Origin of the sequence: Paraburkholderia sp. A3BS-1L (assembly GCF_051125215.1) — a bacterium.
Classification (GTDB): domain Bacteria; phylum Pseudomonadota; class Gammaproteobacteria; order Burkholderiales; family Burkholderiaceae; genus Paraburkholderia.
Map to the genome: position 1 here is coordinate 96,036 of NZ_CP120442.1, position 22,003 is coordinate 118,038.

Sequence of the window (22,003 nt, forward strand, 5' to 3'; positions counted from 1 at the left end):
GGTGCGCCGCGTGCAGCGGGGCGGGCGGGCGTCCGAGGCGCCGCCTGCGCTTCCGGTGTTTCCGGTGTGGCGTTCGAGCGGTTCGGCGCGTGCACCATCGGCATCACTCCGCAAGCGCAAGCGTTTGGGCGATCCGCTGCGTGTCGAGCTGCGCGAGATCGTCCTGATACTTGAGCAGCACGCCCAGCGTGTCCTGCACCGACTGCGGGTCGAGTTCGGTGACCGATAGCGCCGCGAGCGCACGGCACCAGTCGATGGTTTCGGCAATGCCGGGCGCCTTGAACAAATCCATCGAGCGCAGTTGATGCACGAACGCCACGGCGCGGCGCTGGAGTTCCGCGCTGGTTTCAGGCGCGCGCGCCGCGACGATGGCAAGCTCCCGTGCGCGCTCGGGGTAGCCGAGCCACTGATAGAGGCAGCGCCGCTTGAGCGCGTCGTGCACCTCGCGCGTGCGATTGGACGTGACGACGACGAGCGGCGGCACGCTCGCGCGCACCGTGCCGTACTCGGGAATCGATACCTGGAAATCCGAAAGAAGCTCGAGCAGGAAGGCTTCGAAGGGTTCATCGGCGCGGTCGATTTCGTCGATCAGCAGCACGCGGCGCGCGCCGGGATGATGCGGGTCCGGTTCGAGCGCTTGCAGCAGCGGGCGCTTCAGGAGGAATTCGTCGCGATAGAGCGTGTCGCTGCGCGGCTTCTCGCCCGAGGCTTCGGCCAGCCGCAGCGCCATGATCTGGCGCGGATAGTCCCACTCGTAGAGCGCGCTGGCCGTGTCGAGCCCCTCGTAGCATTGCAGGCGCAGCAGCGTCGTGCCGGTGAGCGCGGCCGCGGCCTTCGCGAGCTCGGTTTTGCCCACGCCGGGCTCGCCTTCGAGAAACAGCGGGCGCTCCATCTTGAGCGCGAGAAAGAGCGTCGTGGCCAGCTCGCGGCTCGCGAAATAGCCGTGCGCTTCGAGTTGCGAGAGCGTGTGGTCGATCGTGGCGGGGAGCATGGCGGGTCTGGATGGGGCCGGAAATACGTGGACGATACGCGAGCAATACGTCGGCGATAAGCGGCCGCTCGCGCCACGCGTCGCGCGGGCGAGCGGCCGTGGGCAGCGGGCCTAACCGAGCGCTTTGGTCACCGCGCGCGCAGCCAGCACCGGGATCAGGTGGGCGCGGTAAGCGGCGCTCGCGTGCAGATCGGTGTTGAGCTCGTCAGGCGCGATGCTCACCGCGCGCGCCGCGGCGGGCGTGAAGCTCGCCTTGAGCGCGTCCTCGAGCGCGGTAGCGCGGAACACCGAGGACGCCGCACCCGTGATGGCCACGCGCACGGACCCATCTGCCGACTGCGCGACGAACACGCCCGTCAACGCGAAATGCGAGGCCGGGTTGTTGAACTTCTCGTAGGCGGCGCGCTGCGGCACCGGAAACTCCACCGCGACGATCAGCTCGTCGGGTTCGAGCGCGGTCTCGTACATGCCGAGGAAGAAGTCGTCAGCGGCGATGCGCCGGCGGTCCGTCACCACCGTGGCGTTCAGACCGAGCACGGCCGCGGGGTAGTCGGCGGCGGGGTCGTCGTTGGCGAGCGAGCCGCCCAGCGTGCCGAGCGCGCGCACCTGCCGGTCGCCGATGCCGGCGGCCAGTTGTGCGAGCGCCGGCAGCGTGGCCAGGATCTGCGCGTTCGCTGCGACATCGGCATGGCAGACCGCCGCGCCGATCTTCACCACCTTGCCGTCCACCTGCACGGCCTTGAGCGCGGGAATGCGCGTGACGTCCACGAGCGTCGAAGGCTGCGCGAGGCGCAGCTTCATCGCCGCGAGCAGGCTCTGGCCGCCCGCGAGGAATTTGGCGTCGGGGTCGGCATTGAGTGTCTTCACCGCGCCTTGCGCGTCGCTGGCGCGCTGGTAATCGAATGAATACATGGTGCGCCTCCGCTCAAGGTTGTTGTGACGCCGACGTGGATTGTGCGGCTTGCGCAGTTTGAATCGCTGACCACACGCGATGCGGCGTGGCCGGCATCTGCAGGTCCTTCACGCCGAGGGGGGCCAGCGCATCGAGGATCGCGTTGATGACGGCCGGCGGCGAGCCGATCGCGCCCGCCTCGCCGCAGCCCTTCACGCCGAGCGGATTGTGCGTGCATGGCGTGCCCTTCGCGGTTTCCACGGTGAACGACGGCACGTCCGACGCATGCGGCATCGCGTAATCCATGTACGAGCCCGAGAGCAGCTGGCCGCTCTCGTTGTCGTAGACGCAGCGCTCGAGCATCGCCTGGCCGATGCCCTGGCCGAGCCCGCCATGCACCTGGCCTTCGACGATCATCGGATTGATGACGTTGCCGAAGTCGTCCACGGCGGTGAAGCGCTCGATGCGCGTCTCGCCCGTGTCGGGATCGACTTCCACTTCGCAGAGGTACGCACCCGACGGATAGGTGAAGTTGGTGGGGTCGTAGAACGCGCTTTCGTCGAGCCCGGGCTCCAGCGTTTCGAGCGGATAGTTGTGCGGCACGTAGGCCGAGAGCGCGATTTCGGCGAAGGCCTTGGTGCGGTCGGTGCCCGCGACGCGGAACACGCCATCGGCGAACTCGATGTCTTCGACGCCCGCTTCGAGCATATGCGCGGCAATCTTCTTCGCCTTCGCTTCGATCTTGTCGAGCGCCTTCATGATGGCCGAGCCGCCCACCGCGATCGAGCGCGAGCCATAGGTGCCCATGCCGAACGGAATGCGCGCGGTGTCGCCGTGCACGATCTCGATCTGCTCGATGGGCACGCCCAGACGCTCGGACACCACCTGCGCGAAGGTCGTCTCATGGCCCTGGCCGTGGCTATGCGAGCCCGTGAAGACGGTGACCGAGCCTGTGGGATTCACGCGGATCTCGCCCGCTTCGAACAGGCCCGCGCGTGCGCCCAGCGCTCCGGCGATATTCGACGGCGCGAGGCCGCACGCCTCGATGTAGCACGAGTGGCCGAGGCCGCGCAGCTTGCCGTTCGCCTTCGAGGCATCGCGCCGCGCCGGAAAACCCTTCACGTCGGCAAGTTCGAGCGCGCGCGACAGGCACGCCTCGTAATCGCCGATGTCGTAAGTGAGGCCCACAGGCGTGGCGTACGGGAAGCTCGTGATGAAGTTGCGGCGGCGGATCTCGGCTGGGTCGAGGTTCATCTCGCGCGCGGCGGTCTCCACCAGGCGCTCGACCACGTAGGTCGCCTCGGGGCGGCCCGCGCCGCGATACGCATCCACGGGCACCGTGTTCGTGAACACCGCCTTCACCTCTGCGTAGATCGCGGGCGTGGTGTACTGGCCCGCGAGCAGCGTCGCGTAGAGGATCGTCGGCACGCTGGAGGCGAAGGTCGAGAGATACGCGCCCATGTTCGCCGTAGTGTGCACGCGCATGGCGAGGAACTTGCCGTCCTTGTCGAGCGCGAGCTCGGCCTTCGTCACGTGGTCGCGGCCATGGGCGTCGGAGACGAACGACTCGCTGCGCTCGGCGGTCCACTTAATGGGACGGCCGATTTTCTTCGCGGCCCAGGTGAGCGCCACATCCTCGGCATAGAGAAAGATCTTCGAGCCGAAGCCGCCGCCCACGTCGGGCGCGACGATGCGCAGCTTCGTCTCCGGCAGCCCGAGCACGAACGCGGCCATCAGGAGGCGCTCGACGTGCGGGTTCTGGTTCGAAACGTAGACGGTGTAGCTGTCGTCGTGTTTGCTGTAGCTCGCGTTCACGGCGCGCGGCTCGATTGCGTTCGGGATGAGCCGGTTGTTCACGATGTCGAGCGTCGTGACGTGCGCGGCTTGGGCGAAGGCGGCGTCGGTGGCGGCCTTGTCGCCGTGGCCCCACGTGTAGCAGGTGTTGTTCGGCACGCCGTCGTGCACGAGCGGCTGGCCTGCGTCGGCAGCATGCGCGGTGTCGACGATGGCGGGCAACTCCTCGTAGTCGATCTCGACGAGCTCGGCGGCGTCCTTCGCGGCCTTCATCGATTCGGCGATCACGAGCGCGACCTGGTCGCCCACGTGGCGCGCCTTCTCATGCGCGATCACAGGATGCGGCGGCTCGTGCATGGGCGTGCCGTCGATGCTGTGGATCAGCCAGCCGCACGGCAGGCCGCCCACGTTCCCGGCGGCGAGGTCCGCGCCGGTGAAGACGGCCACCACGCCGGGTGCAGCCCTGGCGGCACTGGTATCGATGCTCTTGATGCGCGCGTGCGCGTGCGGCGAGCGCACGAACACGGCGTAAGTCTGGGCGGGCAGGACGACGTCGTCGGTGTACTGGCCCGCGCCGGTGAGGAAGCGATAGTCTTCCTTGCGCTTGACCGGGGCGCCGATCATGCGCGGCGTTTGGGAGTCGGGTGCGTTCATGGCGATTCTCCCCTTACGCTGCCGTCGAGGTGGCAGCGGCGCCGGCGCGCATGCCTTCGGCGCCTTCGAGCACGGCCTTCACGATGTTGTGATAGCCCGTGCAGCGGCACAGATTGCCGTCGAGACCCGCGCGCACGTCGGCTTCGGTGAGATCCGGTTTTTCGGCGGCGAGCGCGGTGGCGCTCATCACCATGCCCGGCGTGCAGAAGCCGCACTGCAGGCCATGGCATTCACGAAAGGCCTCTTGCATCGGGTGGAGCGCACCATTCGTCGAGAGCCCTTCGATCGTGGTCACGGCCATGCCCTCGCACTGCACGGCAAGCTGGTTGCAGGACTTGATCGCGCGGCCGTCGAGGTGGACGGTGCAGGCGCCGCACTGCGCGGTATCGCAGCCGACGTGCGTGCCGGTGAGGCGTAGCTGCTCGCGCAGGAACTGGACTAATAGCGTGTGGGGTTCGACTTCGGCGGTCACGGGCTTGCCGTTGACCGTCAGGCTGAGACTGATCGCCATTGACTGTCTCCTATGGATAATAGGGACCGGCCTGGGCCCGCATTCACCAATTGCCCCGTTCTTGCCGCCTGCTGTCTTTCGCCCAGGTTGCGCCGCGCGGCGGGCGCGAGGCGTTTGCCGCGCGCGATGGCGGGCAGGCTGGACGGAAGCGGGGTTTTGAGGGTCCGGCTGGTGCTTTGCTGTTCAGTGATGCCTGGATACTGCCTGGATGGTGCGTGATGCGCGATGCGTGGTGCGGCGAAAGCGATGCCCGGACAGTAAAGCATACTTTCCCATTTCGCGCAGCCCGCGCTTTTACTCCTGCGTACCATGCAAAACGGCCCGCGCCGGAGACCGGACGGGCCGTTGCAGTGTCGCGAAATCGACGCTAACGCGAGCGGCTTTCAGTGCTCGTGCGGATGATGCGCGAGGCGCGAATGACGGCGCGAGTAGAGGAAATAGATTGCGAGACCGATCACCAGCCACACCACGAACGCGACCCACGTGATCCACGCGAGATTGAGCATGAGGAACAGGCACGAAGCCACTGCGAGAACCGGCACGACAGGGACGCCAGGGCAGCGGAACGCGCGCGGCAGATCGGGGTGGGTGCGGCGCAGGACGAGCACGGCGATCGAGACCATCGAGAACGCGGCGAGCGTGCCGATGTTGATGAGCTCGGCCAGCACGTTCAGCGGCACGAGCGCGCCGATCAGGCCGAAGAAGATGCCCACGAGCCAGGTGGTGAAGAAGGGCGTGGCAAAGCGCGGATGCACCTTCGAGAGCTTGGCGGGCAACAGGCCGTCGCGCGACATGGCGAAGATGATGCGGGTCTGGCCGTAGCTCATCACGAGAATCACGGTGAGCATGCCGAGCACGGCGCCCAGGTCGATGAAACCGGCGACCCATTTCTGGCCAGCCACCTGCAGCGCATACGAAACCGGGTGAGCGATGCCGGCGAATTGCTGCCACGGCACGATGCCCGTGACGACGGCCGCGACGGCCACATACAGCACCGCGCACACCACGAGCGACGCGATGATGCCCACGGGCAGGTCGCGCTTCGGATTCTTGACCTCTTCGGCGGCCGAGGACACCGAGTCGAAGCCGATGAACGCGAAGAACATCACGGCGGCGGCGCCGAACACGCCGTCCCAGCCGTGCGGCATGAACGGATGCCAGTTTGCGGGCGTCACGTGGAAGGCGCCCACGGCGATCACGAGCAGCACGACCGTGACCTTGATCGCCACCATGATGTTGTTGATGCGGGTGGATTCGCGCACGCCGATGGAGAGCAGCGCCGTGATCACCATCATCACGAGGAAGGCGGGCAGGTTGAACAGCGTGAACGCGCCGGGCACGGCGCCGGGCGCGGCGGTGAGGGCCGTGGGCAGCGTCACGCCGAAGCCCGAGAGCAGCGACTGTAGATAGCCCGACCAGCCCACCGAGACCGCGGAGGTGGCCAGCCCGTACTCGAGCATCAGGTCCCAGCCGATGATCCAGGCGACCAGCTCGCCGAGCGTGGCGTACGAGTAGGTGTAGATCGAGCCCGCCACGGGAATGGTCGAGGCGAACTCGGCGTAGGCGAGCGCCGCGAAGCAGCAGGCCACGGCGGCGATGATGAACGCGAGCATCAGCGCGGGGCCGGCCTGCACGGCGCCGGTGCCGGTCAGCACGAAAATGCCGGTGCCGATAATTGCGCCGACGCCAAGAAAGGTGAGGTCCAGTGCGCCGAGCGTCTTTTTCAGGCCGGCGCCCTTGGCGCTTGCCTGCAGCATGTGTTCGACGTTTTTCTTGCGAAAGAGGGACATTGGGCGGAGAACTCCAGGTAAAACGCCGGTAAAACGCACTGGCGAGGAAACCCTGAATTTTAGTGGATCGGAGCTTGGCGGCTGTGCCAACCGCACAGGCGTGGCATGGATTCGGCGTGGGGGAGGAGGTCGATTCCACTGCAAAGCGGCGCAAGCGCGTGCATTCTTTGCACGAAGCTCACCGTATAGACGCGGTTCATTTCCGGATCAACGGCTTATGGCGGGAGCGCGTTTTAGTAACGCATTCCTTGCGCCATGCATGGGGGCGTCCGATCGTGACGTAATCGCGAAGCGCCTCGCTGGCGAGGCGCGGGCTCAGAGCGCCGGCGCGGGCGCGATATCGACGAGCCGGTTGCTCATCACATAGAAAGTGAGCTCGGCGTTATTGGTGAGCTTCATCTTTTCGAGCAGCCGCGTGCGGTAGACGCTCACGGTCTTCACCGAGAGCGAGAGCGTGCGCGCGATGTCGGTGAGGCGCTTGCCCGAGGCGAGCATGCATAGCGTCTGGTACTCGCGGTCGGAGAGCTTTTCGTGCGGCAGCTGCTCGCCGTCGACGAGCACATACTCGGCGAGCGCTTCGGCCATCGCGGGGCTCACGTATTTGCGGCCGCTCGCGACCTGCTGGATCGCGGCGATCATCTGCGCGGCGTCCACCGTCTTCGAGAGATAGCCCGACGCGCCCGCCTTCAGCGCGCGCACGGCGTACTGGTCTTCGCGATACATGGAGAACATCAGCACCGGCACGCGCGGCACCTTTTTCTTCGCGCGCTTGAGCACTTCGATGCCGTTCATGTCGGGCAGCGAGATGTCGAGCAGCACCACATCGAAGGCGTGCTTCGCGACGGCGGCGAGCGCTTGCGCGCCGCTGGGCGCCTCGATCACTTCACTCGCGACGCCACGGTCGAGCAGCAGCTGACGCACGCCCTGGCGCACCACGGCGTGATCGTCGACGAGCAGGATGCGCAGGGTCATGAGCGGATGCCCTTCAGTTGGTCTGCCACGGGTTCGGCGCACGGGCGCGAGAGCAGCGTCTCCCAAAGGAAGCGTGCTTCGACGGTCGTGCCGGGGCGTGCCGGGTCGGCGGCCAGGCGGCGGGCGGCGGCGTGGCGAGCCGGGGTGGTGCGCAGCGTGCCGCCGAAGGCGGCGCAGCGCTCGCGCATGCCGGCGATGCCATAGGCGCTGCGGCTGTTCGCGCTGCCCGGACCTCCCTGGCTGCTCGACGAGGCTTGCCCGCATTGCCGCCTGGCGCACCGTGCGGCTTCGCGCGAGAGGCCGACGCCGTCATCGATCACGCTCACAATCAGCTCGCTCGGCGTGCTGGTCAGGCGCACTTCGACCTGCGTGGCCTGGGCGTGGCGAGCGACGTTAGTGAGCGCTTCCTGCGCGACGCGGAACACCGCGAGCGCCGCCTCGGCGGGCAGGCGCGCGAGGCGCGCTTCGTCGTCGCGGGCGAATCCGGTGGCGTGGGGCGCGGCGGTCGAAGGCGTCAATGCGTCGACCGATGCGTCGACCGACGAGCTCGCGAGGAAGCGCGCGGCAAGGCCGGTGCGCGAGGCGAAGTCGCGTGTCCAGTTCGCGAGCGCGTCGACGAGGCCCGCGTGCAGTTCGGGGGCGTGCAACCCGTCGAGCACGTGGCGCACGGCGTCGGTGGCGCAGTCCAGCGAGCGCATGACGAGTGCGAGCGCCTCGGCGCATTGAGGCGGCGCATCGGCGGGCAGCCAGGTGTGGACGTTCTCAAGGGCGAAACGCGTGGCCGTCAGTTCGGCGCCGACGCTGTCGTGCAGTTCCCGCGCGAGCCGGTGGCGCGCGGCTTCGTCGGCGTCGACGCGGGCCGCGCCGGCTGCGGCGATCCGCTCCTGTACGCGCGCGATGGCATCGAGCGTCGCGCGCGTGCCTTCGGCGCTGGCGAGGAAGGGGAGGCCGCCTGCCGCGTGGAGGGCACGCGCGCCCGGCGCATTCGCGCGAGGCGCGCTGGCATCAAGCGCCGCGCGATTCGACGTATCCATCCATCCCCCGTGATTTCCCGTTCAGGAATCGGTCCTTTTCTGTTCTGGCTGGCGCGGCGGGGCGTAACGAAATTTACATCCAGTAACAACATGGATTGGCCCCTGCCAAGCCCTCCGACATGACCGATGGTGCGCCGCGATGATAACTGAAAAATCGGGAAACTTCAGTCAGGACAATACTTAGCGGCGAAAGCTGAGAAACCGTGTGAAGTTGGCTGGGGCTCGCGGTGTAGGAAAAAGGCTGACACGGGGATGGCGCGAAATCCTCCCGAAATGTAACGGGCGAGCAGGGTTTGGAAAGCGGTGCTGCGATTTGTCAGGGCCAAAAAAAACCGGAGCGAGAGGCTCCGGTTCCTGTGTCTGGCAAAGACCGCGAGTAGCGGTTTTTAGCCCACGACTTAGCCCACAAACGCCTTTTCCACGACATAGTGGCCCGGCGCGTTATTGCTGCCTTCCTTGAGGCCGGCCTTTTCGAGCAGTGCGACGGTGTCGCGCAGCATGTGCGTGCTGCCGCACAGCATGATGCGGTCGCGCTCGGGCGTGAACCCAGGCAGGTCGAGGTCGCTGAACAGCTTGCCGGTGTCGATCAGTTCGGTGATGCGGCCGCGGTTGTCGAACACTTCGCGCGTCACGGTCGGGTAGTAGACGAGCTTCTCGCGAACGATCTCGCCCAGGTATTCGTGCTCGCGCAGTTCTTCGGTGATGAATTCCTTGTACGCGAGTTCGTCGACGAAACGGCAGGTGTGAGTGAGCACGATCTTTTCGTAACGGTCGTAAATGTCCGGGTCCTTGATGATCGACATGAAGGGCGCGAGGCCCGTGCCGGTCGAGAGCAGCCACAGGACCTTGCCGGGCAGCAGGTTGTCGGCCACCAGCGTGCCAACGGGCTTCTTGCCGATCAGAACCTTGTCGCCCACCTTCAGGTGCTGCAGGCGCGACGTGAGCGGGCCGTCCGGCACCTTGATGCTCAGAAACTCGAGATGCTCTTCATAGTTCGCGCTCGCGAGCGAGTACGCGCGCATCAGTGGCTTGCCTTCGACCTCGAGGCCGACCATGGTGAATTGGCCGTTGTCGAAACGCAGGGCCTGGTCGCGCGTGCAGGTGAAGCTGAAAAGCGTGTCGGTCCAGTGATGCACGCTCAGAACGGTTTCTTCGGTGTGTTTGCTCATGGTTCCTGATGATGCGAAACAAGGTCCGCCGGACGGGGCGTTCCTTCCGGCCACGCATGACAAGTGCATGTAGGGCTCGGTTTGACGATGCGCGGCGTGCGCCTTGGTGGGCGCTCCGCTTGAATTCCCGCTTTGATTCGAATTCGTGCCCCGTTTTTGCCAGCTTGTTGGCCGTCCCATTGCGAACGAGGCGCAGTTTGCCATTTTAACGCGAGCGTGCCTTATGGGCTGCGCCGCGTCTAACGGGAGCGGTGACCTGCGTTAGGCAAGATGTCGCGAAGCGATAAAACCGGCTGCGGCGGGGTGCGGCGCAAGGGCGCGAAAAACCGGGAGTCCCGCCTGGGAGTCCCGCAGCCCTTCGGACGGGCTGGTTCGCCCGTTGGGGCAGGCTCGAATGTTGGTTCGAATGATACCGGAAGGTTCGACGCACCGCAGCAGAGACCCTGCTGGCGGGGCAGTTTCGGCGCGCGTGAGGACCTCAGCGATCGGCGGCGAGCTTCGCGGCGAGGCCGATCAGCGCCGCGCCGCAGAATGCGTCGATAGGGCGGCGCAGCCGCTTGTAGCTGCGTTGCGTGCGATGGTCGGCGAACAGCAGCGCGAGGCTCGAGTGATAGCCGAACGACATCGTCGCCACGAGCGCGAGCGCCGCGCCGTAGAACCATGCCGGCGGATGCGCCGGAAAGATCGCCGCGAACACGCTGGTCCAGAACACGCAGGATTTCGGGTTCGTGAGGCAGGTGAGAAAGCCCGCGCGCCATGTGCGCAGCCAGGCACGCCGGTCCGGCGGCGGCAGCGGGGCCGCGAGCGTGGCGTTGGCGGCATTGGTGGCTTCGGTCGCATCGGCCGCCGCATTTGCGGCGCTTGCCGCGTCCGAGTCCCGGCGCGCGCCCGAGCGCAGCAGCTTGATGCCGAACCAGAGCAGATACAGCGCGCCGGCGACGCGCACGCCGTGATAGAGCCACTCGATATGCTGGAGCACCGCGGCGAAGCCCAGCATGGCGAGCGCGGCCCACAACGTGGAGCCCGTGCCCACGCCGAACGCCGAGGCAATGCCGAGACTGCGCCGCCCCGCGAGCGAAAGCTGCGTCACCATGAAGAAGTTCGGTCCCGGGCTGACGAGCGCGAACAAATAGACGATGGCGATCTGGAGCAGCGTGGCGAAGAGGTGCATGTGAAGCAGCCGGATGAAGCCGAATGGGAAGGGCGCACTCCGAGGGCGCGCGACGCGACATATTAGCGCGATTGCGCGATTGCATTCGCAACTCGTGGGGCTGTGCGGGCGTTCGCGGCGCGATGTGGTGTGGCGTTCCTGGCGCCCGGAGCGTTATTCGAGTTATTCGAGCCGCAGCCGCGCCATGTACGGCAGGTGGTCGGACAGCCAGGCCGTCTCCTGCGCGGGCTGGATCAGCTCGACCGGTTTCAGGCCGCGCACGAACATCTTGTCGAGCGCGAGCGCGGGCGAGAACGCCGGAAACGTGCGCGCCGGCTCGCCGAGCAGCGTCGCGACTTCGTGCAGGCCATGCTCCGCGAAGATCGGCACCGAGTCGTTGCGCCAGTCGTTGAAGTCGCCCGCGAGCACGAGCGGCCCTTGCGGCGCTTCCTTGGCGATCCAGTGCGCGATCCAGTTCATTTGCCGCAGGCGCGCGCTGCGCGTGAGCGCGAGGTGCGCGCACAGCAGCGTGACCGACTGGCCCGCCACGCTGGCGCGCGCGACGAGCAGGCCGCGCCGTTCGAAACGATGTGCCGAGATGTCCCAGCGGCCGCCCAGATCGAGCGGATGCGGCGACAGGATCGCATTGCCGTGCCGCCACGAAGGCTTGAACACATTCGGCCCGAGCGCGATTTGCAGCTCGAGCGCGTCGGCGATTTCGGTGGCCTGGCAGTGCCAGACGTCCGCCAGCGGGTCGCCGAGCTCCGCGCCGAAAGCCGTGGAGAGCACCGGCTGCGGCAGACGCCGCGCCATCGCCTCCTGAAGGAACCAGACGTCGGCGTGGGTGGACTGCACCCAGCGCCGCATGGCCTGCCATGCCTGAAAGCCGAGCGGTGAGCGGCCCTTGTGCAGGTTCCAGCTCACCGCGACGAAGTCCCGGGTATTGGCCGGCACTGCGTCGATGAGGGGTTGTTCGAGGTTTCGCATGCGCTTGTTACAACGGGTTCTTACGACAGTTTCGTGCGGTTTTGGGTTGCGGCCGGCGCATCGCGCTTCAGTTCAGCCCAGCCCAGTTCAGTTCAGTTCAGTTCAGTTCAGTTCAGTTTAGACCGGCGCCGACGAGCGGCGCGAGCTTCAGGCCAGCCTCTCAGGGCTGCTGTGACGGCGGTGCGAGGCTTGCGCGCACCCGGTACGCCAGCGCGGGATCCTTGTCGACGATCGGCCAGCTGACCCATTGGCCGGCCGGCACGACGAGCCCCGGATGGCTGGCGTTCACCTGGCGCGGCTGCGGCGGCAACTTGCAGCCGGACGGGCTTTGCCGCGCGGAGTCGTCTTCGAGCGTCTCCTGGGCTTCGATCGAGAGGATCGACTGGGTCGCGTTCGCACGCAACGGCGAGACCGTGATCGTGCGCTGCAGGTCGATGCTGCCTGCGACCTCGTCCTTGCAGCCGACCCGGTGCGAGACGACATTGTGATGCGTATCGGTGCGCGCCTGGCCCACCGTGGTGGTGCCGTCGAACGAGTCGATCAGCTGGCCGTCGCGGATCACCTGCAGCGTCCAGGTGACCACCGCCTGCACGCCCGGTTGCGCGTACGGCTGCGGCGCGGACGCAGGCTGAGCATGGGGCGGCAGCGGGGTGGCCGGCGCTGGCTGCGCAGCGGGCAGCGGGGCCGGTTGCGGAGCGGGCGCTGGCGGCATCGCAGGGCGCGGTGCGGGTTGCGGGACGGGTTGTGGCGTCGGCGCTGGCGGCACGGCCGGCTGCGGCGTTGGCTGCGCGGTGGGTTGCGGCGCTGGCGTATGCAGTATCGGGGGTTCTGCCGCAGGCCCCGGTTGGGCGATGGGCTGCGCATTGTTCTGCGGAGCCGGTTCATACGCTGGCTCATAAGCCGGCTTGTGAACGGGCTTATGCGCGGGCTTGTGCACGGGTTTTGAAGCGGGCTTTGGCGCGGGCTTCGGTGCTGCCTGGGGCGCCGGAGCAGCCTGCGGGGCGGGCTGTGATTTCGATTGTGGCGCCGGCTGCGCCGCCGGTGGTTGGGCGGTCCCGGAAGACGGGGCTGGAACGGCGTGGACGACCGGCTGCGAGGCCGGAGTCGCGGGCTGGATCACGCCCTCTGTTCGCGTTTGCGCGCTTGCAGTCACGAACGCGGCAGCAGCGGCGACCAGGGTAGCGGCGAGACAATGCTTCAACAACGTCATGTGGGCAGGCTCCATGCACGCGTGCCGTGCGAACCGGTTGTGCCGGTTCCCAATAGCGGGGCGGGTTCCTTGAGACCTTCGATCCTATACCGGGTTCGCAAACACTGGACCGCAACGATGCATTTCAAATGCGCAGACCCCGCGCAGCTTCAATCGCGGCGTGTGTAACTATTTGCAATATAGAGGCAACAGTGGGGCATTTCGAGGTCGGTTCAGGAACCAATTATTATTTTTTTCGCAACGATGGGCAGTATTTAATCGCCAACGCCCATCGATAGCCGGGGTGTGCCGCGGCCCGAGCGCATGCGCGATCAGTGGATTTGCCCGCATATTCGTTATCTATTCGATTTAAACCCACCCCGCCCTCGGTCTACAATTTTTCTGATGGGGGCGTCAGGGAGGCGCCGCCGCCTAATTCGCCGGATGCGGACGCAGCGACATGGATCAGATCGAATGTGTGGTGATTGGCGCGGGCGTGGTCGGCCTCGCCGTGGCGCGCGCGCTGGCGGCGCGCGGACGCGAGGTGATCGTGCTGGAGGCCGCCGACGCCATCGGCACCAGCACCAGCTCGCGCAACAGCGAGGTGATTCACGCGGGACTCTACTACCCGCGCGGCTCGCTCAAGGCGACCCTGTGCGTGCGCGGGCGCGAGATGCTCTACGAGTACTGCGAAGCGCGCAACGTCGCACATGCGCGCTGCGGCAAGCTGCTCGTGGCCACGACGGCCGCCCAGGTTGCGCAGCTCGAAGCGATTCAGGCGCGCGGCAAGGAAAACGGCGTGTTCGATCTCACACGCATCAACAAGACCGAGGCGCTGGCGCTCGAGCCCGCGCTCGAATGCGTGGCGGCGGTGTACTCCCCGCAGACGGGCATCGTCGACAGTCATCAGCTGATGCTGGCCTTGCAAGGCGACGCCGAACGCGACGGCGCCGTGATCGCGCTCAAGTCGCCGGTCGAATCGGTGGACGCGAGCGCGAACGGCTTCGTGATCAGGACCGGCGGCGAGGCCCCCACCGAAATCCGCGCGGCGTGCCTCATCAATAGCGCGGGCCTGTATGCCACCCGGATCGCGAAACGCATCCGCGGGCTCGATCCGCGCCACATTCCACCCCTTTATCTCGCGCGCGGCAATTACTTCAGCGTCTCGGGGCGCGTGCCGTTTTCGCGCCTCATCTATCCGATGCCCAACGAGGCCGGGCTCGGCGTGCATCTCACGCTGGATCTCGGCGGGCAGGCGCGCTTCGGTCCCGACGTGGAGTGGATCGATTCGATCGACTACGACGTCGATCCGCGCCGCGCCGACGCCTTCTACGCGCAGATCCGCAGCTACTGGCCGGGCTTGCCTGACGGCGCGCTGCAACCCGCCTACGCCGGCATCCGGCCCAAGCTCTCGGGCCCGGGCGAGAATGCTGCCGATTTCGTGATTCAGGGCGGCGCGGCGCACGGCGTGCGTGGGCTCGTGAATTTGTTCGGCATCGAGTCGCCGGGGCTCACGGCATCGCTCGCCATCGCGCAGCGCGTGTGCGAGGTGGCCGGGCTCGCCTAACGCGCCCAGCACGCCCAGCACGCCCAGCACGCCCAGCACGCCCGGCACGCCCGGCACGCCCGGCACACCCGGCACACCCGGCACACCCGGCACACCCGGCACACCCGGCACACCCGGCACACCCGGCTCGCATCCCCTTATTGCCAGGATGCGAATTGCTTATGTCCGGAATTCATGATGCACGCAGGGCGGCTTCGTTGTTATTCTTCACGCCACGCCGTCGGCAGAACGGTGTGCCCACAATATTGGAGTACTGCTCATGAAATCGTCCCGCCGCAGCTTTCTGATCACGAGTGTTGGCGTTGCCGCAACCGTTGCGCTGTCGCGTCAGGCTTTCGCCGACGCGCCGAAGCTTGGTGAATCCGAACCCACCGCCCAGGCTCTCGGCTACAAGGCCGACGCAACCAAGGTCGACAAGGCCAAGTTCGCGAAGTACGCCGCCGGCCAGGATTGCAGCAACTGCACGTTCTATCAAGGCAAGCCCACCGACGCCTACGCCCCGTGCCCGATGTTCCCGGGCAAGCAGGTTGCAGGCAAGGGCTGGTGCAGCGCCTACAACAAGAAGGCCTGATAGGCCCTGGCGCACGAGCCTCGGAGGTCATGCAGGCTCGAAGCAGGTCGCGCCGCGCATTGCGCGGATCGATGCGCGCGCACCGGTTTCACCCAAGCCGGATTTGCGCTGGCCTAGGTACGCGCCATCAGCAGAGGCGGCCGCCGTCCGAACCACGGGCGCGCCGCTTCGAGCTGAGCCGCGAGGCGCAGCAGCAAGGCATCGTTGCCTTCACGCGCCGCGAATTGCACGCCGATCGGCAGGCCCCGCGCATTCCACGCGAGCGGCACCGACATCGAAGGCTGCCCCGTCATATTGAACAGCTCGGTGCAGCCCGCCCACGCGAACGCCTTGTTCGCGGATTCCGTCAATAGTTTTTTCATTAGCGCTTCCACCGGCATCGCGGTGACGGCGCGCATCTGCATGCGTTCCGAAGACGTGGGTTTCAGTGCGCCGATTTTCACCGGCGGCGCGGCCAGCGTCGCGCACAGAATCACGTCGAAACGCGTCATCAAGTCGGCGACTTGCGCCGTGATGCGCTGCTGCGTCTCGAGCGCGGCGGGCAGCGCCTGCTCGCCCAGCTTGCGGCCGATATGCGCCATCGCCCATGTCGCGATCTCGAAGTTCTGGCGGCGCGGCTTCGTGCCCGTGATCGTGTCGGCGTCGAGCACGTACTTCTCGGCCACCACCGACCACAGCATCAGGAACGCCTCGCGCGCCGCCACGAAATCTACCTTGAGCTGCACCGGCTCCACGTTGTGGCCGAGCGAGGCGAGCAGCGCGGCAGCGCCGTCGAGCGCTTCGCGCACGTCGGGCGAAAGCGCATCGGCGAACAGCGGATCGGTGATAAAGGCGACGGCGAGCGGCTTGCCACCGTCGAGCGGTTCGCGCGCCGCCGCGAGGAAAGTGCCCGGCGCGCCAGGCGCGATCGCGGGGTCGCCGGCGAGCAGATCTAGCATGAGCGCGCTGTCGCGCACGCTGCGCGACACGGCGAGGTCGACGCCCAGTCCGCCCGGCGAGGGCGGCAGATCCGAAGGCGGCTGATTGCCGCGCGAAGGCTTCAGGCCGAAGAGCCCGCAACACGAGGCGGGAATGCGGATCGAACCGCCGCCGTCCGAGGCGTGTGCGAGCGGCACGATGCCGGCCGCGACCGAGGCGGCCGCGCCGCCGCTCGAGCCGCCCGGCGTGTGATCGAGATTCCACGGGTTGCGGCACGGGCCGAACAGCTCGGGCTCCGTGTAGGGCATCTGGCCAAGTTCCGAGGCGCTCGTCTTGCCGAACAGATTCAGGCCCGCGGCGCGAAAACGCTCGACCACGGGCGCGTCCGCTGCCGGCACGTAATGGCGATAGTGGCGGCTGCCGAGCGTCATGCGCAGACCGGCGACCGCCGCGCCCAGGTCCTTGACGAGAAACGGCACGCCGGCGAGCGGCCCTTGCGCGAGGGCATCGACGCCATTGCCGCCCGCTTCGATGCGCAGCGCGCGCTTGCGCGCGGCATCGTAGTCCTTGAGCACGATCGAATTGATCGCGGGATTGGCGGCCTCGGCGCGCGCGATCGCGGTGTCGAGCAGCTCGCGCGCGCTCACTTCGCGGCGCTGCACGAGTTCGGCCAGGCCGATGGCGTCGTATTCCAGATAGTCGGACTGCAAGGCGCGCACTCCTTGGGGGCATCGTGGGATGGGGCGCACTGAAACGAAAGCGGCCATTGCAACGATTCTGCCGCAATGGCCGCTTCCTGTGCCGCGCTTGCGCGCCCCGGCGGTTTATTTACAGGTTTTGCGCGAGGAACGCGAGCGTGCGGCCGTGCGCGAGCGCCGACGCATTCTGGTTGTACGACGCGCGCACCGAGCAGTTGAAGCCATGATCGGCGCCCGGGTAGAGATGGAATTCGGCGTTGTCGCGGCCGGCGAAGCGCTCCTTCACCTGGCCCACTGCGTCGAGTGGAATGCCGTGGTCGAGCTCGGCGTAATGGAACAGCATCGGCTGCTTGATCTGGTCGGCGAGATCGAGTTGCGTGTGGATGCCGCCGCCATAGTACGAGACCGCCGCATCCACGGAGCCGCTCGCCGCGGCCAGATACGCGAGCCGGCCGCCCAGGCAATAGCCGATGGCAGCGACCTTGCCGGTGCACTCGGGCAGCTTGCGCAACGTGGCGGCCGTCGCGGCGATGTCCTCGACAACGAGATTCATGTCGGTCTTCTTCATCAGCTCGATGCCGCGCTCGCGGTCCGCGCCCACATAGTCGAGTTCGACGCGCGGCGCGGTGCGCCAGAAGATGTCGGGGGCGATCGCCACGTAGCCGTCGAGCGCGTATTGCTCGACCACGTCGCGAATGTGGCCGTTCACGCCGAAGATCTCCTGAATGATGACGATGCCCGGACCCTTGCCGCCCTTGGGCAGGGCGAGATATGCGCCGAAACTGTCCTTGCCGGCGGAAATGTCGATCCACTTGGTCGAAACGCTCACATTGCTCTCCTTCTACGCGAATGGGGTGGTGCAAAAACGGGGAGCCAGTTTGCCATGGCGGCGCGCGGCTTGCAGCGCGCCGTGCGCAAGCCGATCGTAACGATCGCGATTAATCGCTTTTGGCGCCTGCGGCCTTTTTGATCCGGGCAGATCCTGGACTGCGCAACGATTCGTGCGTGCTGCGAATTAATCGAAAGCTGACTTTAATTTCAGCTAATCCGGAAGCGAGTGCGGGAATTCGAAAAGCAAACGTTATCGTGGCCGGCAGCGCATTTACCATGCCTCGCGTAACTCGCCAAAAATCCCGAAAAATATTCGGGCGCACCCTGGAAAATGCTTTCGAAAAGATTGCAAACCTCCTCGAAGACCCTTGCAGGACAAGGCTGGCGGGCCGATTGATCAGGGTTTTGAAGTACTCGGGTGAAAGACTATTGGTACTCGCCCCGATATCTGAAAAAAATACTCCAAATTAATTTGATCACCTACACTTGCGCGCAAGTATGGATGGGCGGTCTGCCATGAGCGGGCTTTTCGCCATACGGGCCAGGTGCATCAAGGATGCATCCGCGTGGTCGTCCGCACGGGGAGCGACACGTTCGGGGCGCGGGAGCACTGGGCGATTACGTTGCTGTTGGTTCGAAACCGGAGACTTACATGAATATCAAGCTTCACAAGCTGTTGCCGATTAGCGCGGCAGTCGTTTTGTTCGCGTCGTTTGCAACGGCATCGAGCGCTGACGAAACGGTCAAGATCGGCCACGTCGCACCGCTGACGGGCGGTATCGCGCACCTTGGCAAGGACAACGAAAATGGCGCGCGCCTCGCTGTGGAGGAAATCAACGCGAAGGGCCTGACGATCAACGGCCAGAAGGTCACGCTGGTGCTCGACGCGCAGGACGACGCGGCCGACCCGCGCACGGCCACGCAGGTCGCGCAGAAGCTCGTCGACGACAAGGTCGTCGCGGTCGTGGGCCACCTGAACTCGGGCACCTCGATCCCGGCTTCGAAGATCTACAGCGATGCGGGCATCGTGCAGATCTCGCCGTCGGCCACCAACCCGGCCTACACGCAGCAAGGTTTCAAGACCACCTATCGCGTGGTGGCGACCGACGCCCAGCAGGGCCCGGCGCTCGCGAACTACGCGGCCAAGACCATGAAGCTCAAGAGCGTGGCGATCGTCGACGACTCGACGGCTTACGGCCAGGGTCTCGCGAACGAGTTCGAGAAGACTGCCAAGTCGCTCGGCATGAAGGTGGTCTCGCATGACGCGACCAACGACAAGGCCGTGGACTTCCGCGCCATTCTCACCAAGATCAAGGGCGAGAACCCCGACGCAATCATGTACGGCGGCATGGACGCCACCGGCGGCCCGTTCGCCAAGCAAGCCAAGCAGCTTGGTCTGCGCGCCAAGGTGCTCGCGGGCGACGGCGTATGTACCGACAAGCTCGCCGACCTCGCCGGCGACGCGACCGACAACATCGTGTGCTCGGAAGCGGGCATGGCGCTCGAAAAGATGCCGGGCGGCAAGGCGTTCGAAGCGAAGTTCGAGAAGCGCTTCGGCCAGCCGATCCAGATCTACGCGCCGTTCACGTATGACGCGGTGTACATCATCGTCGACGCGATGAAGCGCGCCAACTCGACCGATCCGGCCAAGATCCTCGCCGCCATGCCGGCTACGGACTACAAGGGCGTGATTGGCGAGACGACCTTCGATTCGAAGGGCGACCTCAAGCACGGCGTGATCTCGCTGTACAACTACAAGGCGGGCAAGAAGTCGCTGCTCGACGTGGTGAAGATGTAAATCGTCACCTGCTCGACTTCATGGTCGCAAGCGCAAAGCCCGCGGGTTTCTCGACTCGCGGGCTTTTGTTTTGTTCTGGAAGGCGCAATCGCTCCACGAACAGCGCTGCGCGCGGCGCAAGCCTCAAATCCCCAGCCGCCTGAGCACCTTCGGCCCGGCGAACGCCACCAGCGCGGCGCACAGCGCGACGACGGCGAGCCCGACGGTGAGATTGGTCACCTGCGTGATGCCGCCGATCACGACCGGACCGAACAGCAGCCCGAAGTAAGCGATGCCCGCGACGTGCGCGAGGCCCTCGGCGGCATGGATGCCTTTGACGCGCGCCGCGGCGGCGAACAGCACCGGCATCATATTCGCGAGGCCGAGCCCCATGAGCGTGAAGCCCGTGAGCGCGGCAAACGAATACGGCAGCAGCAGCGCGCCGATCATGCCGGCGCAGGCGAGCGAGGCGCTCGCGAACACGAGCTGCGGCGCGCCGAAGCGTGCGCGCACGGCGTCGCCGGCAAAGCGCGCGGCGGCCATGCCGCCTGAGAACGCGGCGTAGGCGGCGCTCGCCAGCGCCGGCGTCGAGAGCACGACGTCACGCATGTAGACCGTGGCCCAGTCGTACATCGCGCCTTCGGCGATCAGCGCGATCAATGCGATTGCGCCCAGTGCCCACAGCGCGGGCGTGCGCCAGCGGTTGCCGGTTTTGGCGTGCTCGCCGTGGGTGGCGTGCGGCACGTGCGGCAGCACGGCGGGGCATGACACGACGAGCACGAGCGCAGCCACCACCGAAGCGAGGAGCAGATGCAGCGCAGGCGCCATGCCGTGCGCGAGCAGCGCGCCGCCGACGGCGGCGCCCGCCATGCCGCCCAGGCTGAACATGCCGTGCAGCGCCGACATGATCGGCTTGCCGACGGCTTCCTCGACGGCACTCGCCTCGGCGTTCATGGCGACGTCGAGTGTGGCCATGCCCATGCCGAACGCCGCAAGCACGACGAGCAGCATCCAGTAGTACGGCACGACGAGAATCAGCGCGCCGCACACCGACATGGTGAGGCCGCCCGTGAGGCAGGCGCGGCGCGTGCCGACGCGCGTGATCCATCCGGCGATGGTCGTCATGGCCGCGATCGAACCGCCCGCCACGGCGAAGAGCGCATATGAGAGCAGTGCCGCGCTCAGGTGGAATTTGTCGCGCACCGTGGGCACGTGCACGCCCCAGGACGCGTACATCATCCCCGCGATGAAAAAGAGCGCCATGGTCGCGATGCGCGCGCGCTGGCGCGTGGCGGCGGGCAGCGCGCGATGAACAGCATGGGGCGGTTGTGCGAGGGACGAGTCGGGCAAGTGGTCGGACACGGAAGATCCTGGGGTGGACAACAGCGAATCAGCTTTTTGAAAGGCGAGCGGAAATTCTAGCGAAGGCGCGCATGGGCTGCTCGCGGCCGCGCGGCCTGTTCTAATAATGGGATCGCGCCGCGCCCATCGACCCCCTCATCGATCGAGGACACTCCTTGAAGATTCCCGCTCACGCTCCGCTGCACCTGCTGCATCAGGCCGCCACCGGCACGCTCGCCACCCACGCGCGCGAACCGCTCGGCTTTCCTTACCCGACGCTGCTGCCGTTCGTGCCCGATGCGCGCCACCGCCCGGTCATCCTCGTGAGCCGGCTCGCCGAGCACACGCGCAATCTGCAGAGTGACTCGCGCGCAGGATTCCTCGTCGCGCAGATGAGCGGCGACGATGCGCTGAGCGCGCCGCGCATGACACTGCTCGGCCGGTTCGAGCCGAGCGGGACCGAAGCCGGCGGGGGCATCGATGTTGACGCCGATTTTGGCCTCGAAGCGCTCGCGCGCCGCTACCTGCGGTATCAGCCGGACGCCGCGCGCTACCTTGCGCTCGGCGACTTCACGTTCTGGACGATGCGCGTGGAGCGCTTGCGCTATATCGGCGGCTTTGGCGCGATGGGCTGGCTCGACGGCGCGGATCTCGACCCGCTCGATCCGCTTTGCGCCGACGAGGAAGAGGCATTGATCCGCTTCTTCGAAGCGCATCCGAAACGGCGAGACGGGTTCGCGTTGCTGGGCGTGGATCGCTACGGCGCCGACCTCGGCATCGATGGCGTGCGCACACGCTATGTTTTCGAGGCGCCGCAGAGCGACGCGCAATCCTTGCATGCCGTGATAGCCGATTGCCTCGCACGGCATGCGAGCTGAGTATTTTTTCTAGCAGGCTGCGGAGGCTGTTCACCGCCACTTCTAGTGCGTTGCGTAATTTAGAGATAATGCATGGGTGCTGCCGAAAGTTCGCATGAGATGAAATGTTTGTGGATTTTTTGTCGATTAATTTTCATGTCCTGCGAATTATGAGAGCGGGATTTATCTGAAAAATTGGATATTGGGCAAAAATACCGATTTGCATGAAATGGCAGGTCTTCGCGGCCCGGTGCGATGCTCTACGATATCTAAAACGTTTTAATTATTTTTATTGCCTGCGCTTTTCGCG

At 66.3% G+C, this 22,003-nt stretch carries 18 protein-coding genes; 4 read left to right on the forward strand and 14 right to left on the reverse strand.

Annotated features, from left to right (window positions below; all coding sequences use genetic code 11):
* Nucleotides 1-103 precede the first annotated feature (103 nt).
* The 11 genes from P5W99_RS00430 to P5W99_RS00480 all read right to left on the reverse strand — a co-directional run bounded on the left by P5W99_RS00430 (nucleotide 104) and on the right by P5W99_RS00480 (nucleotide 12,656).
* Nucleotides 104-991 carry an AAA family ATPase gene (locus tag P5W99_RS00430; protein ID WP_421022714.1) on the reverse strand — a complete coding sequence of 296 codons (888 nt, stop codon included), beginning with the start codon at nucleotides 989-991 and terminating at the stop codon, nucleotides 104-106.
* 111 nt (nucleotides 992-1,102) lie between these two features.
* On the reverse strand, nucleotides 1,103-1,903 hold the full coding sequence (locus P5W99_RS00435; protein WP_421022715.1) for an FAD binding domain-containing protein: 801 nt from the start codon (nucleotides 1,901-1,903) through the stop codon (nucleotides 1,103-1,105).
* Between the two features lie 13 nt (nucleotides 1,904-1,916).
* On the reverse strand, nucleotides 1,917-4,331 hold the full coding sequence (locus P5W99_RS00440) for a xanthine dehydrogenase family protein molybdopterin-binding subunit (RefSeq protein WP_421022716.1): 2,415 nt from the start codon (nucleotides 4,329-4,331) through the stop codon (nucleotides 1,917-1,919).
* A gap of 13 nt (nucleotides 4,332-4,344) precedes the next feature.
* A complete protein-coding gene (locus tag P5W99_RS00445; RefSeq protein ID WP_421022717.1) occupies nucleotides 4,345-4,842 on the reverse strand; it encodes a (2Fe-2S)-binding protein in 498 nt (165 codons plus the stop codon).
* Nucleotides 4,843-5,225: 383 nt separating this feature from the next.
* Nucleotides 5,226-6,632: an amino acid permease gene (locus tag P5W99_RS00450; protein ID WP_421022718.1), complete on the reverse strand. Its 1,407-nt coding sequence runs from the start codon at nucleotides 6,630-6,632 to the stop codon at nucleotides 5,226-5,228.
* 315 nt (nucleotides 6,633-6,947) lie between these two features.
* Nucleotides 6,948-7,604 (reverse strand): response regulator transcription factor RqpR, encoded by a 657-nt coding sequence (gene rqpR, locus P5W99_RS00455; protein ID WP_434661417.1) that lies wholly within the window; start codon nucleotides 7,602-7,604, stop codon nucleotides 6,948-6,950.
* The gene (locus tag P5W99_RS00460; RefSeq protein WP_421022720.1) at nucleotides 7,601-8,638 is read right to left on the reverse strand and encodes a sensor histidine kinase; all 1,038 of its coding nucleotides are present in this window, start codon (nucleotides 8,636-8,638) and stop codon (nucleotides 7,601-7,603) included. The genes rqpR and P5W99_RS00460 overlap by 4 nt, the downstream gene beginning before the upstream one ends.
* 398 nt (nucleotides 8,639-9,036) lie before the next feature.
* Nucleotides 9,037-9,807, reverse strand: a complete 771-nt coding sequence (locus tag P5W99_RS00465) for a ferredoxin--NADP reductase (RefSeq protein WP_421022721.1) — start codon at nucleotides 9,805-9,807, stop codon at nucleotides 9,037-9,039.
* Nucleotides 9,808-10,285: 478 nt separating this feature from the next.
* Entirely contained in the window at nucleotides 10,286-10,978 is a 693-nt protein-coding gene (locus tag P5W99_RS00470) for a LysE family translocator (protein ID WP_421022722.1), read from the reverse strand.
* A 162-nt stretch (nucleotides 10,979-11,140) separates the two neighbouring features.
* Nucleotides 11,141-11,944: an endonuclease/exonuclease/phosphatase family protein gene (locus P5W99_RS00475; protein ID WP_421022723.1), complete on the reverse strand. Its 804-nt coding sequence runs from the start codon at nucleotides 11,942-11,944 to the stop codon at nucleotides 11,141-11,143.
* A gap of 160 nt (nucleotides 11,945-12,104) precedes the next feature.
* A complete protein-coding gene (locus P5W99_RS00480; RefSeq protein WP_421022724.1) occupies nucleotides 12,105-12,656 on the reverse strand; it encodes a hypothetical protein in 552 nt (183 codons plus the stop codon).
* Nucleotides 12,657-13,593: 937 nt separating this feature from the next.
* Here P5W99_RS00480 and P5W99_RS00485 point away from each other — a divergent pair.
* Together P5W99_RS00485 and P5W99_RS00490 are read left to right on the forward strand one after the other, a co-directional pair.
* Entirely contained in the window at nucleotides 13,594-14,700 is a 1,107-nt protein-coding gene (locus tag P5W99_RS00485; protein WP_421022725.1) for an NAD(P)/FAD-dependent oxidoreductase, read from the forward strand.
* Nucleotides 14,701-14,959: 259 nt separating this feature from the next.
* Nucleotides 14,960-15,271: a high-potential iron-sulfur protein gene (locus P5W99_RS00490; RefSeq protein WP_213298120.1), complete on the forward strand. Its 312-nt coding sequence runs from the start codon at nucleotides 14,960-14,962 to the stop codon at nucleotides 15,269-15,271.
* A 113-nt stretch (nucleotides 15,272-15,384) separates the two neighbouring features.
* On the opposite strand, the gene P5W99_RS00495 is transcribed toward P5W99_RS00490, so the two are convergent.
* Together P5W99_RS00495 and P5W99_RS00500 are read right to left on the reverse strand one after the other, a co-directional pair.
* Nucleotides 15,385-16,956 (reverse strand): amidase, encoded by a 1,572-nt coding sequence (locus P5W99_RS00495; protein ID WP_434661421.1) that lies wholly within the window; start codon nucleotides 16,954-16,956, stop codon nucleotides 15,385-15,387.
* A 61-nt stretch (nucleotides 16,957-17,017) separates the two neighbouring features.
* Nucleotides 17,018-17,716 carry a dienelactone hydrolase family protein gene (locus P5W99_RS00500; protein ID WP_421022727.1) on the reverse strand — a complete coding sequence of 233 codons (699 nt, stop codon included), beginning with the start codon at nucleotides 17,714-17,716 and terminating at the stop codon, nucleotides 17,018-17,020.
* Between the two features lie 654 nt (nucleotides 17,717-18,370).
* On the opposite strand from P5W99_RS00500, the gene P5W99_RS00505 reads away from it, so the two are divergent.
* A complete protein-coding gene (locus P5W99_RS00505; protein WP_421022728.1) occupies nucleotides 18,371-19,516 on the forward strand; it encodes a branched-chain amino acid ABC transporter substrate-binding protein in 1,146 nt (381 codons plus the stop codon).
* Nucleotides 19,517-19,639: 123 nt separating this feature from the next.
* On the opposite strand, the gene P5W99_RS00510 is transcribed toward P5W99_RS00505, so the two are convergent.
* On the reverse strand, nucleotides 19,640-20,758 hold the full coding sequence (locus tag P5W99_RS00510; protein WP_421025141.1) for an MFS transporter: 1,119 nt from the start codon (nucleotides 20,756-20,758) through the stop codon (nucleotides 19,640-19,642).
* A 254-nt stretch (nucleotides 20,759-21,012) separates the two neighbouring features.
* Between P5W99_RS00510 and P5W99_RS00515 the strand changes: the two genes are divergently transcribed.
* The gene (locus P5W99_RS00515) at nucleotides 21,013-21,714 is read left to right on the forward strand and encodes a HugZ family protein (RefSeq protein WP_434661423.1); all 702 of its coding nucleotides are present in this window, start codon (nucleotides 21,013-21,015) and stop codon (nucleotides 21,712-21,714) included.
* Nucleotides 21,715-22,003: the final 289 nt, after the last annotated feature.